We start from the raw sequence: 14714 nt of genomic DNA, 5'->3' as shown, positions 1-14714 counted from the left end.
CCGTATAGGGTGCATTCCCTATTGGCGCAAGCGGATTGTGACCGGCATAACCGATCACGCTGTCTTAGTTGATGTAGCTGCCCACCACCCGGACAAAGACATCCGGGATCACGGCGACACTATAGGTGTCTGGGTTCTGGCTGACCGCATATCCGATCAGCCCACCCCCGATCAGCAACATCAGCACGGCCAGCTTTGGCCAGCGCCTGTCAGAAAAGGCGCTGACAAGCGACGGGATCGCAAAGGCGGCGATGACCAGCCCGATGACGAAGATCAGATCAAAATCAAGTTCCATGCGCCGCGCCTATTCGTGATCCGCCGCATAGATCAAACGTTCCGCGCAGGGGGCCACGCGCAGGATGTTGGTTGATCCTGGCGTATTGAACGGCACACCGGCGGTGACGACGATCATGTCATCCTCTGTCGCCAGATTTTGCGCCAGTGTCGCACGTACCGCGTTGATCACCGCGTCTTTGAACCGGTTGACCTCGCCGGTCACGACGCAGTTTGTTCCCCAAGACAGGCAGAGCCTGCGCGCGGTGGTGATATGGCTGGTCAGCGCGATGATCGGCACCCGTGGCCGTTCGCGTGACACCAGCAGTGCCGTTGTGCCCGATTGCGAGAAGCAGCAGATCGCCTTGACGTCCGTTGTTTCTGCGATTTCCCGCGCGGCAGAAACGATCCCGTCGGCAACTGTCTTGCCACCGGACCGGCGCGACGCTTCGATGATGTCCGTATAGGTCGGGTCGGATTCGACCTCCCACGCGACATTGCTCATCGTATTCACGGCCTCGATCGGATAGGATCCGGCGGCGGATTCCGCAGACAGCATGATCGCATCCGCGCCTTCGTAGATTGCGGTCGCCACGTCAGAGACTTCGGCACGGGTCGGCATCGGCGAGTCGATCATCGATTCCAGCATCTGCGTTGCAACGATCACGGGCTTTGCGGCGGCACGGCATTTGCGCACCAACTGCTTTTGGATCGGGGGCACGTTTTGCACGGGCAGTTCCACGCCCAGATCGCCACGCGCCACCATGATGCCGTCGCTGGCGTCAAGAATGTCATCAAACGATTTCACCGCATTGGGTTTTTCGATCTTTGACAGGATCGCAGCGCGCCCTTTGACCAATGCGCGCGCTTCGTCCACGTCTGCGCGACGCTGCACGAATGACAATGCCAGCCAGTCAACGCCCAGATCACAAACGAATTCCAGATCCTTGCGGTCTTTGTCGGACAAAGCGGCCAGCGGCAGGGTCACATCGGGCACGTTCACGCCCTTGCGGTTGGAAATAGTTCCACCCACGATAACCTCGCAATCGGCGAAATTCGCGGCGCAATCCTTAACCCGCAGTTTGATCTTGCCGTCATTGACCAAAAGATGCGCGCCGGGTTCCAGCGCGTCAAAGATTTCCTTGTGCGGCAGCTTGACCCGGTTCACGTCGCCTTCGGCATCATCCAGATCAAGCCGGAAGGATGCGCCTTCGACCAATTCTTCTGATCCGTTCTTGAAAACGCCCACACGCAGCTTTGGCCCCTGAAGGTCGGCCAGAATACTGATCGGGCTGTCGAGATCCTTTTCCACCTGCCGGATAATGTCGTGCCGGACCTTAATTTCGGAATGGTCACCATGCGACATGTTCAGACGAAATACATCTGCGCCAGCTTCATGCAATGCGCGGATCATTTCGTAATCATTCGAGGCGGGACCAAGTGTTGCGACGATCTTTACGTTGCGGTGGCGTTTCATATCCTATCCTTCATCAAAGTCGCACCGTTAGCGATAACGGTCTGCGTCGCGCCCTTATTGCGCAATTCACTTCCAGCAACAACTAGCCTAAACGCGGTGACAAAGGAATGACAGGCAAGATGAACGAAGAACCGTTTGAGATCTTAGGCCCGGACCGTCCGGGCCGCTGGCTGGTGAGTTGTGATCATGCGTCGAACCACGTGCCGCATTGGGTGAATGACGGCGATCTGGGGCTGCCCCCCGAAGATATGAACCGCCACATTGCATATGATATCGGGGCCGCAGGCGTGACCCGCCATCTGTCAAAGCTGCTTGATAGCCCCGCGATCCTTTCGCACTTTTCGCGCCTTGTGATTGACCCCAACCGGGGCGAAGATGATCCGACACTGATGATGCGCCTTTATGACGGGACAATCATCCCCGGCAACCGAAACGCAGATCAGGCAGAGAAAGACGCGCGTATCCGGCAGCTTTACCGCCCCTATCACGCCGCCTACGCGGATTTGGCCAATAAGATTGCCGACCCTGTCATCTGCGCCATCCACAGTTTCACGCCGCGTCTGCGCGGGCGCACGCCCCGTCCTTGGGAAGTCGGCGTGCTTTATGCTGATGACACACGGTTTGCGCTGCCGTTTCTGCAAGCCTGCCGCGCAGCGGGCTGGTGTACCGGCGACAACCAACCCTATGCGGGCCACCTGCCCGGCGATGCGGTTGACCGGCACGCCTTGCAGCACGGCCGCCCCAATGTGCTGATCGAACTGCGGCATGATCTGATTGCAGATGATGCGGGACAGGCCCTTTGGGCGGCGCGTCTTGCCCCTATATTAAATAAAGTACTGACCGAATCCGGCCTGTAAGGAGGACACAATGGACGACCAAACCCGTATCGAAATCGAAGCCGCCGCCTTTCGCCGTTTGCAGCAGCACTTGCTGGAAGACCGGACCGATGTGCAGAATATCGACATGATGAATCTTGCTGGCTTCTGCCGCAACTGCCTGAGCCGCTGGTATCAGGAAGCCGCCAACGCGCGCGGAATCGAAATGAGCAAGGATGAAGGGCGCGAAGCCTTCTACGGCATGCCATTTTCCGAATGGAAAGTGAAACACCAGACCGAAGCCAGCGTTGAAGCACAAAAAGCCTTCAAAGAAAGCCACGGCTGACATTGTATTGACAGCAGCGAAACAACTAATAGAGGTTATGTTTCAAAGATTTGATGAAAAACGATATAAAGTCTTATAAACCATACTTGGCAAATCCCCTTATTTCGGGCAAGTTCCCGCTCATTCTTGGTGCTTATTCACACTGCGACTAAACGAACTTTTGCACCGCCTGATTATTAAAAATCTTTTGGGGTTTCTTATGAATGACCATGTTGAGAACAATATTTTCCTGCCGAACACATCCGGACTTTGCCACGGAACAAAAGTTCAGCTTCCCAGCCTGACCACTGCCGAGATTACCGCACGGCGCCAATACCGCCGCATTTTGCAAATGGTCATATTGAGTGTCTGTGTTGCAGCCTGGGCCTGGATGAAAAGCGGTGTGAACACCGGTTTTTATATTTAGGATCAGCGTATTGGCAGCGCTATTGCGCTGCCTTTCGGCTTTCGTCCAGATAGATATCACGCAGTCGCGCCGCGACTGTGCCGGGGACACCTGACCCAATCTTTGTCCCGTCAATCTCGACCACTGGCATTACGAATGTGCTGGCCGAGGTGATAAACGCCTCATCCGCACCCTGCGCTTCGGCGATGCTAAAGGCGCGTTCTTCCACCTTCATCTGTGCCTCGCGGGCAAAGCGCAGAACAGCGGCGCGGGTGATTCCATGCAGGATCTCATTGCCCAGATGCCGGGTAATGATGGTGCCGCCCTTGACGATATATGCGTTGTTGGATGTGCCTTCGGTGACGACCCCGTCCTCGACCATCCAGGCATCATCCGCGCCTGCCGCCTTGGCCATCATCTTGCCCATGGACGGATACAGCAGCTGCACCGTCTTGATATCGCGCCGCCCCCAGCGTTGGTCCGCAATAGAGATCACCTTGATCCCGGTTTTCGCCGCAGGGCTGTCCGCCATACCGGGCTTGTTCTGGGTGAACAGCACCACCGTCGGGGCTGTGGTGCCCGGGTCGGGAAAGGCAAAATCGCGGTCGTCCGGCGCACCACGGGTGATCTGTAGATAGATCATCCCGTCTTCGATTTCGTTCAGCCGAACCAATTCGCGATGTACTTCCAGCAGGCTGTCCAGCGCGGCCGGGTGCGGCATCTCCAGCTCATCAAGGGAACGCTGCAACCGTGCGAAATGCCCGTCAAAATCAATCAGCTTGGCGCCCAGAACAGATGTCACCTCATACACGCCATCCGCCATCAGAAACCCGCGATCAAAGATCGAAACTTTCGCTTCGTTTTCGGGCAGGTAGTCACCGTTGACGTAAACTGTGCGCATGGTCATCCCCATAGGTTGGCAGCGGGCGGATGCACGCCGCGCTCATCGAATTGCAAAGGCTCTGCACGGTCTTCGGCCAATAAGAGCGGCCCGTCAAGGTCGGTGAAGGCAACGCCTTGCGCAAGGATCGTCGCCGGTGCCATCGCCAGTGAGGACCCGACCATGCAGCCCACCATGATCCCGTATCCCTGCTGTTGCGCCACCTCTTTCAGGGCGAGCGCTTCTGTCAGCCCGCCAGTCTTGTCCAGCTTGATATTGACCATGTCATATTTCCCCTTCAGCCCCGGCAGGCTGGCACGGTCATGACAGCTTTCGTCAGCGCAGACAGGCAGCGGGCGGGCGATTTCGCCCAGAATATCATCGGCATCGGCGGGCAAGGGCTGTTCCACCATCTGCACCCCTAGCCGGATCAGATGCGGAGCAAGCTCTGCATAGATCTCTGCCGTCCAGCCTTCATTCGCGTCCACGATGATCCGGGCGTCAGGCGCGCCCCGGCGCACCGCCTCGAGTCGGGCCATATCGTCAGGCGTGCCCAGTTTGATCTTGAGCAACGGGCGATGGGCATGCGCTGCCGCCTGCTGCTGCATCGCCAAGGGCGTATCGAGCGATAGGGTATAGGCCGTAACCTCCGCCCCCGGCGCGGGCAGATCCAACAGATCCCAGACCCGTTTTCCCATTTGCTTTGCCGCAAGGTCCCAGAGTGCGCAATCAACGGCATTCCGTGCGGCACCCGGCGGCAGCAACCCTTGCAAGCTGTCGCGGGTCACATCAGACGGCAGGCTTGCGATCTCTGCCGTCACACTGTCCAGCGTTTCGCCATAGCGGGCATAGGGCACGCATTCGCCCCACCCTGTCTGACCTTCGCGCAGCGTCACGGTCAGCACCTGCGCCTCTGTCCGTGATCCGCGGCTGATCGTAAAGGCCTGCGCCAGCGGGAAGACATCCCGCGTCACGTTGATCTGCATCTTCCGTCTCTCTCTTTGGTCGACCTGTCTTATAGGGCTGCCAGCGCATCCACCAGCCGGGCGGCACCTTGGCGATAGGTATCGACTGTCGGCAGGCCCATGCGCTTTTCAACCTCTGCCATATACTCCAGCGCCTGATCTTCCTGCATGTGCTGGGTATTGATGGATATCCCGGCCACTTGGCACGCCGGGTTCGCCACACGTGCCAACGGCAGCGCGGTATCGCGCAAGGTCTCAAGGCTGGGCAGGTCGTAATCCGGCAATCCGCGCATATGGGTACGGGTCGGCTCATGGGCCAGGATCAGCGCGTCCGGCTGGCCGCCATGGATCAGGGCCATGGTCACGCCCGAATAAGAGACATGAAACAGGCTGCCCTGCCCTTCAATATGGTCCCAGTGATCGGGATCATTGTCAGGCGTCAGATATTCCACCGCACCGGCCATGAAATCCGCGATCACCGCATCCAGCGGCACACCACCGCCGGTGATCAGGATGCCGGTTTGGCCGGTGGGGCGAAAGGTGGATTTCATGCCCCGTTTCTGCATCTCTGCATCCATGGCAAGGCCGGTATACATTTTGCCCACCGAACAATCCGTGCCCACAGCAAGGCAGCGTTTGCCCGCGCGTTTCTGACCATTGGCGATAGGATAGGCGACCGAAGGAATACGCACATCAAACAGTGTGCGGCCATTCACCCGCGCGGCTGACATCAGCTCCTTTTCGTCGCGCAGCAGGTTGTGCAAACCGGCTGCCACATCGAACCCCATGCGCAGCGCCTCGACCAATACGTCTTTCCACGCCTGTGAAATCACCCCCCCGCGATTGGCCACACCGATGACAAGGGTCTGGGCACCGGCAGCCTTGGCCTCTTCCAGGGTCAAATCATTCAAGCCCAAATCGGCACCGCAACCTTTCAGCCTCAACTGACCCACCGCATTTTCTGGACGCCAGTCCTTGATACCCTGCGCCACCTTTGCGGCCAGTTGATCGGGGGCGTCGCCGAGGAACAGAAGATAAGGGGTCTGGATCATGGGATGGCTCCGTTTTGCGGTTGATTTACGCAAGATTTACGCGAAAGCACCGCAATGTCATCGTGATTTCATCCAAATTTCCCGATAATTACGGGCATTTTTTGCATAAATTGACAACTCAGTCGAAGAGCTTTGCGTGCAAACCGTAAGGTGGATCTTGATCCACCCTGCTTTTACAAAAAAACCCGGGCGCTGACGCCCGGGCTGGTCTCGAAAGCTGACAGGAGGATATCAGCCTTTCGAGAAGTCAGGATAGGCTTCCATGCCCAGTTCAGCCATGTCGAGCCCGTTGATCTCGGCCTCTTCGCTGACCCGAATGCCCATCACGCCTTTCAGGATAATCCAAAGGACCAAGCTGATGACAAAGGTGAACACGCCATAAGCCACGATACCGGTCAACTGTGTGACGATGCTGGCGTCGGCGTTATAGAAGACAACCGCGATTGTGCCCCAGATACCTGCAATCAGGTGAACAGGGATCGCACCGACAACATCGTCAATTTTGAACTTGTCCAGCAGTGGCACGGTGAAGACCACGATCACACCGCCAACAGCACCGATCCACAGCGCACCGAACAAGGTTGGGGCGAGCGGTTCTGCGGTGATCGACACCAGACCCGCCAGCGCGCCGTTCAGCACCATTGTCAGGTCAACCTTCTTGTACATGATCTGCGTCAGGATCAGCGCGGTGATCGCACCGGCAGCGGCAGCCATATTGGTGTTGGCAAAGATGCGCGATACATCGGTGATATCGCCCACGGTGCCAGCCGCCAGTTGCGACCCACCGTTAAAGCCGAACCAACCCAGCCACAGGATAAACGTACCCAAAGTGGCCAGCGCCAGATTGGAACCGGGGAACGGGTTAACCCGGCCATCCTTGTATTTGCCCAGACGCGGACCCAGTACAATCGCACCAGCCAAAGCAGCCCAGCCACCAACAGAGTGCACGATGGTCGAACCGGCAAAGTCAGAGAAACCAGCCTCGGACAACCAGCCGCCGCCCCACTGCCAGGAGCCAGAGATCGGATACATGATACCGGTCAGAACAACGACAAAGATCAGGAAGGGCCAAAGCTTGATCCGCTCAGCCAATGCGCCCGACACGATCGACGCGGTCGCGGCAACAAACATCAGCTGAAAGAAGAAGTCAGAACCGACAGAGGCATAGTCCAGCGCTGCTTCAGTAGCGGACAGCCCAACAGGTTCCAGCACGGTCGGCACAAAGTTCAGCGCGAAATAGCCGTTGAAATCACCCGGATACATCAGGTTGAAGCCAACCAGCCAATACATGATCGACGCAATCGAAAACAGTGCGATGTTCTTGGTCAGCTGCATCGCCACGTTCTTGGAACGCACCAGACCGGCCTCAAGCATAGCGAAACCTGCCGCCATCCAGAACACCAGAAAGCCGCCCACAAGGAACAGCAGGGTGGTCATGATATAGGGGCCGATTTCGTCAAAGGTCGGGGCCGGGGCATCCTGCGCCAGCGCTAGGGTCGGCAACAGGGCAAGACCCGCGCCAACAGAAAGTGTTTTTAATAGTTTCATGTCTCTGTTCCTCGTTACGCGGTCAAAGCGCGTCGTCATTGATCTCGCCGGTCCGCACCCGCATGGCGCTTTCCACGTCGAGAACGAAAATCTTGCCGTCGCCGATTTTCTCGGTCTTGGCTGTGGCTGCGATTGTGGACACGACCTGTTCGGCCATGCCGTTCGGCACCACGATTTCCAGCTTTACCTTGGGCACGAAATTCACGGCGTATTCCGCACCGCGATAGATTTCTGTGTGGCCCGACTGCGAACCAAAGCCCTTGATTTCCGACACCATCATGCCGCGCACGCCGACGGTGGTAAGCGCTTCGCGCACCTCCTCGAGCTTAAACGGCTTGATCGTTGCAATGATGAGTTTCACGTTATTCCCCTTGCAAGTTTCCCCGCAGGCATGCCCTAGCAGCGCCCGCTTGACCGACAGGGAAAGCCTGTGCAGGGGGCGCAAACAAGGTCAGGGCACCCTCTGGACGCCCAAAAAACACGCATATTTGCACAATTTTTGCACATTTATGCGTTTCCGCCCATTTATTGGGCGGTTGATGTAAGGGTTAACGTCTACTTAAGGGGTCGCGCGGCGCGGGATACCCGCCCGATTAAGGTAAATACTTGAATCACCCGGCAGCGCCGTCGCCGTGCCGCCGATAAAGACATCATGGCTTGCCCCCCCGACAAACTGAACTTGAAAACCCGCCGTAACCGGGACACCAAAGCCCTGCGCGAGCGGACGCAGCAATGCCGGTGCCTGCCCGGTTTCGCAGCCTTTCAGGAATACTTGCCCATCTGGCGCAAAATACGGGGTCAATTGTCGAAACACCCCGATCAGCGTCTGTGCGGTTTGGGCATTCAGCCGCCCGCTGAACATCGTGCCCGGTGTGCCATGCGAATGAATTTGCAGAACATCAATCACGCCCCGCCGCCCGGCGGTTCGAATGATATGCCCTATCATCGACTGCCAGGTATCGGTCGCCAGATACATCACAACCGCGCGCCGTTCGCGGGCCAGATGGGTCAGGGCGAAACTCGCCATTGGCTCCAATAGTCCGGCGTCGCCCACATCGGTATCAACAACATCAATCCGCATGAAATCTCTCCTGAAAACACGCATATGCTGCGCCGAATTCTGCACATGACACAGTCAGGTTTCCCTGACTGCAAAGCGTCTGGTCGCAGGGGCGGATTGCGGTTAGGGTGAACGTAATAAACAAAAATAGACAGTCGAGCGGAATATGAGTGGAAATGGCAAAAAGCGGCCCCCTTTGGTGGCCGAACGTCGCTATCCGGCAAATGGTGCAGGTAAAAAGAAAAAACCGACGGCCCGGAAAGCTGCGGCACCCGCACGCCGCAAGGCTGCGCCAAAGCGGCAGAAACCCAAAAGCACGCTGGGCTGGATTTTGCTGCCATTCCGCTGGGCGGTCCGTATCCTTTGGGCCTTTAGCTGGCGCGTTGGGTTGGTCACCGCGCTGATTATCGCGGGCTTCTCTTTCTACTTTGCCGCGCAGCTGCCCCCGATGGATGAATTGATCGACGGACGCACCCGCGGATCGGTCACAATGACCGACTACACCGGCGAGGTCTTTGCATGGCGCGGCGATCAGTTTGGCGGGATGGTACAAGCCGAGACTGTTTCGCCCCATCTGCATAACGCTGTCGTCGCGACCGAGGATAAACGGTTTTACCGGCATTTCGGCCTGTCGCCGCGCGGCATCGCCTCTGCCGTCCGGATCAACCTGCGCGAAGGACGCGGGCCGCTTTCGGGTCATGGTGGTTCGACCATCACCCAGCAGACGGCCAAGCTGCTTTGCCTAGGCGTGCCCTTTGACCCGGCGAAATGGGACACCGAAGCCGCGTATGAGGCCGACTGCCGCCGCTCATCGCTGTGGCGCAAGGCACGTGAAGCCGTCTTCGCCATGGGAATGGAGATCGCCTACACCAAACAGGAAATCCTCAGCATCTATCTGAACCGGTCCTACCTTGGCGCAGGCAGCCGCGGGTTTGAGGCCGCAGCCCAGCGCTATTTCGGTGTTTCCGCCGCCGAGGTGAACCCGGCCCAAGCCGCAATGCTGGCTGGTCTGCTGACTGCCCCGTCGACCAATGCGCCAACCCGCGACCTGCAACGCGCCCAGAACCGCGCCAGCACCGTGCTTGGCCTGATGCAGGATCAAGGCTACCTAACCGCCCAACAAGCACAGGCCGCGCGCGCTACGCCTGCGACCCTGTCCGAATCCGCTCGCCAGCAATCCGGCGGCTTCTTTGCGGATTGGGTGATGGAAAGCGGGCCAGAATTCTTTACCCGCAACACCACCGAAGACGTGACAATCCGGACAACGCTTGATCAGGACATTCAGGCCGCAGCCGAACAGGCGCTGATCCGCGTGTTCGAAGAAGAGGTCCGCGAAGGGTCAGAGGCACAGGCCGCCATCGTGGTCATGTCCGCAGACGGTGCAGTCCGGGCCATGGTCGGCGGGCGCAACATCAGCGCGACCGGGGCGTTCAACCGGGCGACGCAGGCACTGCGCCAGACCGGATCGGCCTTCAAACCGTTCATTTTCGCCACAGCGCTTGATCTGGGCATGTCGCCCTACGCGATGATCGACGATGCGCCCACATGCTGGAAACGCCCCGGTTCTCCCGACTGGTGCCCGGAAAACTATGACCGCACCTTCAAGGGGCCGGTCAGCATGGTGCAGGCACTGGCGGAAAGCCGGAACATCCCGGCCATTCTTGTGTCCGAGGATGTGGGCCGTGAACTGGTGCGCAACGTCGCCAACGGGTTCGGCCTTGACGGTGATCTGGCCGCCGGTCCCGCCTTGGCGCTGGGCGTGTCGGAAAGCACATTGCTTGATATGACAGGTGCCTATGCGGGCATCCTGAACGGCGGGTCTGCGGTGACACCCTATGGGTTAACCGATCTGCGCATCCAAGGCGACGATGCACCCTTGATGGACGCCACCAACAGCGGGATCCGCGAACGGATCATCCGGGAAGAGGCCGCGCGCCAACTGACGTGGATGATGACCAAAGTCGTGGAAGAAGGCACAGGCCGCCGCGCCCGGATCGACGGCTGGGAAATCGCGGGCAAATCCGGCACGACACAAGGTTCGCGCGATGCATGGTTTATCGGCTTCACCGGTGATTACGTGACCGGTGTCTGGATGGGCTATGATGACAACCGCCAGCTTTCTGGCGTCACCGGCGGCGGGTTGCCCGCCACTATCTGGCGTGAAACCATGGTAGAGGTCCTACGTGACAAATCACCAACGCCCCTGCCGATGACAATTCCACAGCCCCCCGAAACCACCGGTGTGCTGACCAATCCGGGCGGTGAGGTTCTGGATACAGAGGTTATGAACCTGCTGGACAATATCCTGAACAGCCCCTCGAACTGAAACGCGGCGCGCGCGGGGTCTCAGGACTCCGCGTCGGTGCAGCGGTCATACCGAAAGGCGTAGCCATCCCAGATCATGTAAAGCCCGCTTTGGTCCGCATCGGTCATCAGAATGGCGCGCTCTGTCCATGTCTGGCCTTCGCCGGAACATTCCATCTGAAAAATCGTGGCTGACATGTCATTGACATCAATGGGGCGCGTCATGCGGCATTCCATCTCGACCCCATGAAAGATGTTCTCGGCGATGCGAACCGCCCCCCCATCGGCCCCAACAAGCGCGCATTCCGCATTTGCGGTCTGCTTGTAGACACCGTCATAAGGGCCGGCAGTCAATGCAAGGGGGAGTGTGGCAGCAAAGGCAGTGCTGTATAGTCTTATTGAATTCATAGTCTTGCTACTTGCTGCGATTCTGTCTTTGGTTCAATTTCTTATCTCATTGAACTGAGATTAGACAAAATCCTGAAGATCAGTCATTAACTTTTTATTGATTTTCTGTAGCTTGGCGCAAAGCAGCCGCATAATCAAAGGACGAGTGAACATATATGTCTGATGAAACAACTGCCCGCGGCCATGCGGAACTGTTAGAGGCGCGGCGCAAAAGCCGCCCCCTGTACTGGATGGTGGCGATTTTCAGCTTCTTTGTGAATTTGCTGATGCTGACCGGTCCGCTTTACATGCTGAACGTCTATGACCGGGTGCTCAGCTCGCGCTCTTTCGAGACGCTGATCGCGCTGACCGTGCTGGTCGCGTTCCTATATGGAATGATGGCAATCCTCGATTTCGTCCGGGGACGGGTCATGGGGCGGGTCGGCGCGCGTTTTCAGGCAGAGCTTGACCGGCGGGTCTTTGGCGCTGTTCTACAGGCGACATCCATGTCCCGCGCCCCGCGTCAGGCTGCGACCGGGCTGCGCGATCTGGAATCGATTCAGCGGCTGATCACCTCGCCCGCGCTGATGGCCATGTTCGATCTGCCTTGGGCGCCCCTGTTCTTTTGGGGCATCTTCATCTTTCACCCGCTAATGGGCTGGCTGGCCCTGTCCGGTGCGGCCGTCCTGATCTGCGTTGCGATCCTGAACCAGACCACCACCCGGCGCCCGCTGGAAACGGCAAATGCGGCCAGTTTCGCATCCGAACAGCTAGGCAGCCAGATCCGCAGCGAAAGCGAGATGGTGCAATCGCTTGGCATGCGCGAGGCCGCATTCGATCGCTGGCAGATAGCGCGGGGCCAATCGCTTGAGGCCACCATCGGGGCCGCCGATGCGGCGGGCACCTTTACCGCAGGCACCAAGGCATTCCGGCTGTTCCTGCAATCGGCAATGTTGGGGCTTGGGGCATATCTTGTGCTGATCGGCGAACTGTCCCCCGGTGCGATGATCGCAGGGTCGATCCTTTTGGGTCGCGGGCTTGCGCCGATCGAAATGATCGTCGGCCAGTGGGCCGTGTTTCAAAAAGGACGCGAGGGCTGGCGGCGGCTGTCCATCTTGCTGGGTGAAATCCCGCAGGAACAGCCCCGTACCCAATTGCCAAAACCACGCGCCCGACTTTTGGCCGATCAGGTCACGGTCGTACCGCCGGGTGAAAAGCAAGCCTCGCTGCGGCTGATCAGTTTTGAGGTCAAGCCGGGACAGGCCGTTGGCGTCATCGGAACATCCGGCGCTGGGAAATCAACGCTGGCACGGGTTTTGACAGGGGTCTGGCAGCCAGCGGGCGGTAAAATCCGGCTCGATGGGGCCGCGCTGGATCAATATGATCCTGATGTGCTGGGCCAGCACATTGGCTACCTGCCGCAGCGGGTGCAGCTTTTTGATGGGACAATCAAGGAAAACATCGCCCGTATGTCGATGGAACCGGACGATGCCAAGGTTGTCAAAGCCGCCCAAAAGGCGGCGGCACACGAAATGATCCTGAAACTACCAGATGGCTACGATACCCGCGTTTCGGCCACCACTGGCAAGCTTTCAGGTGGGCAGATCCAACGGATCGGACTGGCGCGCGCAATGTATAGTGACCCGGTCGTGCTTGTGCTGGATGAACCGAACTCGAACCTCGACAATGATGGTTCTATGGCGCTGAACAAAGCAATCAAAAGCCTTAAACATGAAGGCAAGATCGTGTTCATCATGGCGCACCGTCCGGCTGCCATTCAGGAATGTGACATGCTGCTGGTGATCGAGGCAGGTGCCCGGCGCGCCTTTGGTCCCAAGGATGAGGTGATGGCGGAAATGGTCAAGAACCATGATCAGATCAAACGCAACGCCGGCAAGGCAGGGGGTGTATCATGAGCGGTGATCGCTGGTCCGCCAGCCGGCACACATCAGTCGGCCTTTTAACACTGCTGATCCTTGTGGGCGGCTTTGGCACATGGTCCCTGCTGGCCCAGATTTCAGGCGCGGTGATCACATCCGGACAGATCGAGGTCGAGCGTAACCGCCAGGTCGTCCAACACCCCGACGGTGGCGTGGTCGAAGAAATCCTCGTCGATGAAGGCGACGCGGTACAGGCAGGCGAACTGCTGATCCGGCTGGACCCGTCGATCTTGCAATCCGAACTGGCCGTGGTCGAAGGACAGTTGTTCGAAATCCTCGCCCGCCGCGGACGGCTAGAGGCAGAGCGCGACGGCACTGGCGTCATTACCTTTGATCCGCTTCTGTCCGAGGCAGGCCCGGAAGAGGCCGCAAGCCTGACCGCAGGCCAAGGCCGCCTCTTTGATGCACGGCTGGAATCCAAACTCCGCGCAGAAGAGCAGCTGACACAGCAGCGCGCCCAGATTGCCAGCCAGCTAACGGGTATCAGCTCTCAGCAGGCGGCGCTGGAGACCCAGCGCGGTCTGATCGAAAAAGAACTGGCAGATCAGCAAAGCTTGCTGGACCGGGGCTTGGCACAGGCCAGCCGCGTGCTGGCCTTGCAGCGTGAACAAGCCAGCCTGCTGGGCAGCGCAGGTGAGCTGACGGCGCAGGCCGCACAGGCCGCTGAACGGATGACAGAGATTGAAATCCAGATCCTCGGGCTCAGCACCTCCCGCCGGGAAGACGCGATTACCCAGTTGCGTGATCTGCAATATAACGAATTGGAACTGTCCGAACGCCGCCGCACACTGCGCCGCCAGTTGGACCGACTCGACATTCGCGCGCCTGTGTCGGGCATCGTCTATAGTTTGCAGGTCTTCGCCGAACAATCGGTGATCCGGCCCGCCGACCCGGTACTGTTCCTGATCCCGCAGGACCGCCCGCTGGTGATTGCCACACAGGTGCAGGTCATCGACGTGGATCAGATCTTTGTCGGGCAAGAGGTCACATTGCGGTTCTCGGCGTTTGACCAACGCCGCACGCCAGAACTGCGCGGCAAGGTCACCCTGATTTCGGCGGATGCCTTTCAGAATGAAAACTCCGGCGCGTCCTATTACCGGGCCGAGGTGGAGCTTGACGAGGGTGAGATCGAAAAGCTGCCCGCCGATATGACGCTGATCCCCGGCATGCCGGTCGAAGCCTTTGTGCGCACCGCGGAACGCAGCCCGATGGATTATTTCATCAAACCGCTGGCGGATTATTTTGCAAAGGCATTCCGCGAGTCGTGATTGCGCCTGCCGCG

General features: G+C 58.7%; 15 protein-coding genes. 6 read left to right on the top strand and 9 right to left on the bottom strand.

The window, feature by feature from the left end; translation table 11 throughout:
* Nucleotides 1-64: 64 nt before the first annotated feature.
* The gene (locus ACJ5NV_RS10920; RefSeq protein ID WP_411643718.1) at nucleotides 65-295 is read right to left on the bottom strand and encodes a hypothetical protein; all 231 of its coding nucleotides are present in this window, start codon (nucleotides 293-295) and stop codon (nucleotides 65-67) included.
* Nucleotides 296-304: 9 nt separating this feature from the next.
* Nucleotides 305-1750, bottom strand: a complete 1446-nt coding sequence (gene pyk, locus ACJ5NV_RS10915; protein ID WP_411643716.1) for a pyruvate kinase — start codon at nucleotides 1748-1750, stop codon at nucleotides 305-307.
* 119 nt (nucleotides 1751-1869) lie between these two features.
* Between pyk and ACJ5NV_RS10910 the strand changes: the two genes are divergently transcribed.
* The 3 genes from ACJ5NV_RS10910 (at nucleotide 1870) to ACJ5NV_RS10900 (ending at nucleotide 3317) form a co-directional block, all read left to right on the top strand.
* The gene (locus tag ACJ5NV_RS10910; protein WP_411643715.1) at nucleotides 1870-2607 is read left to right on the top strand and encodes an N-formylglutamate amidohydrolase; all 738 of its coding nucleotides are present in this window, start codon (nucleotides 1870-1872) and stop codon (nucleotides 2605-2607) included.
* 10 nt (nucleotides 2608-2617) lie between these two features.
* Nucleotides 2618-2911, top strand: coding sequence for a DUF1244 domain-containing protein (locus tag ACJ5NV_RS10905; protein WP_411643714.1), 294 nt, complete (start codon nucleotides 2618-2620; stop codon nucleotides 2909-2911).
* 199 nt (nucleotides 2912-3110) lie between these two features.
* Nucleotides 3111-3317: a hypothetical protein gene (locus tag ACJ5NV_RS10900; protein ID WP_411643713.1), complete on the top strand. Its 207-nt coding sequence runs from the start codon at nucleotides 3111-3113 to the stop codon at nucleotides 3315-3317.
* Nucleotides 3318-3336: 19 nt separating this feature from the next.
* Here the strand turns inward: ACJ5NV_RS10900 and ACJ5NV_RS10895 are convergent, their stop codons facing one another.
* The 6 genes from ACJ5NV_RS10895 to ACJ5NV_RS10870 form a co-directional block, all read right to left on the bottom strand.
* Complete coding sequence (locus ACJ5NV_RS10895) at nucleotides 3337-4203, bottom strand: D-amino-acid transaminase (RefSeq protein ID WP_411643712.1); 867 nt, start codon at nucleotides 4201-4203, stop codon at nucleotides 3337-3339.
* A complete protein-coding gene (dgcA, locus tag ACJ5NV_RS10890; protein WP_411643711.1) occupies nucleotides 4200-5162 on the bottom strand; it encodes an N-acetyl-D-Glu racemase DgcA in 963 nt (320 codons plus the stop codon). The genes ACJ5NV_RS10895 and dgcA overlap by 4 nt, the downstream gene beginning before the upstream one ends.
* Before the next feature lie 29 nt (nucleotides 5163-5191).
* Nucleotides 5192-6193: an N-acetyltransferase DgcN gene (gene dgcN, locus ACJ5NV_RS10885; RefSeq protein WP_411643709.1), complete on the bottom strand. Its 1002-nt coding sequence runs from the start codon at nucleotides 6191-6193 to the stop codon at nucleotides 5192-5194.
* 231 nt (nucleotides 6194-6424) lie between these two features.
* Nucleotides 6425-7741 (bottom strand): ammonium transporter, encoded by a 1317-nt coding sequence (locus ACJ5NV_RS10880; RefSeq protein WP_411643708.1) that lies wholly within the window; start codon nucleotides 7739-7741, stop codon nucleotides 6425-6427.
* 22 nt (nucleotides 7742-7763) lie between these two features.
* Nucleotides 7764-8102, bottom strand: a complete 339-nt coding sequence (locus ACJ5NV_RS10875) for a P-II family nitrogen regulator (protein ID WP_411643707.1) — start codon at nucleotides 8100-8102, stop codon at nucleotides 7764-7766.
* A gap of 198 nt (nucleotides 8103-8300) precedes the next feature.
* A complete protein-coding gene (locus ACJ5NV_RS10870) occupies nucleotides 8301-8822 on the bottom strand; it encodes a DUF4347 domain-containing protein (protein ID WP_411643706.1) in 522 nt (173 codons plus the stop codon).
* A 145-nt stretch (nucleotides 8823-8967) separates the two neighbouring features.
* Between ACJ5NV_RS10870 and ACJ5NV_RS10865 the strand changes: the two genes are divergently transcribed.
* Nucleotides 8968-11127, top strand: coding sequence for a transglycosylase domain-containing protein (locus ACJ5NV_RS10865; RefSeq protein WP_411643705.1), 2160 nt, complete (start codon nucleotides 8968-8970; stop codon nucleotides 11125-11127).
* Between the two features lie 20 nt (nucleotides 11128-11147).
* Here ACJ5NV_RS10865 and ACJ5NV_RS10860 read toward each other — a convergent pair whose 3' ends face one another.
* A complete protein-coding gene (locus tag ACJ5NV_RS10860; RefSeq protein WP_411643704.1) occupies nucleotides 11148-11513 on the bottom strand; it encodes a hypothetical protein in 366 nt (121 codons plus the stop codon).
* Between the two features lie 155 nt (nucleotides 11514-11668).
* On the opposite strand from ACJ5NV_RS10860, the gene ACJ5NV_RS10855 reads away from it, so the two are divergent.
* Together ACJ5NV_RS10855 and ACJ5NV_RS10850 are read left to right on the top strand one after the other, a co-directional pair.
* Nucleotides 11669-13408: a type I secretion system permease/ATPase gene (locus ACJ5NV_RS10855; protein WP_411643703.1), complete on the top strand. Its 1740-nt coding sequence runs from the start codon at nucleotides 11669-11671 to the stop codon at nucleotides 13406-13408.
* A complete protein-coding gene (locus ACJ5NV_RS10850) occupies nucleotides 13405-14700 on the top strand; it encodes an HlyD family type I secretion periplasmic adaptor subunit (RefSeq protein WP_411643702.1) in 1296 nt (431 codons plus the stop codon). Before ACJ5NV_RS10855 ends, ACJ5NV_RS10850 begins: the two co-directional genes overlap by 4 nt.
* Nucleotides 14701-14714 lie beyond the last annotated feature (14 nt).

Origin of the sequence: Loktanella agnita, assembly GCF_046640325.1 — a bacterium.
Classification (GTDB): Bacteria; Pseudomonadota; Alphaproteobacteria; order Rhodobacterales; family Rhodobacteraceae; genus Yoonia; species Yoonia agnita.
Note: the sequence above shows the minus strand (reverse complement) of the source record. Positions and strands in the feature narration are given on the sequence as shown.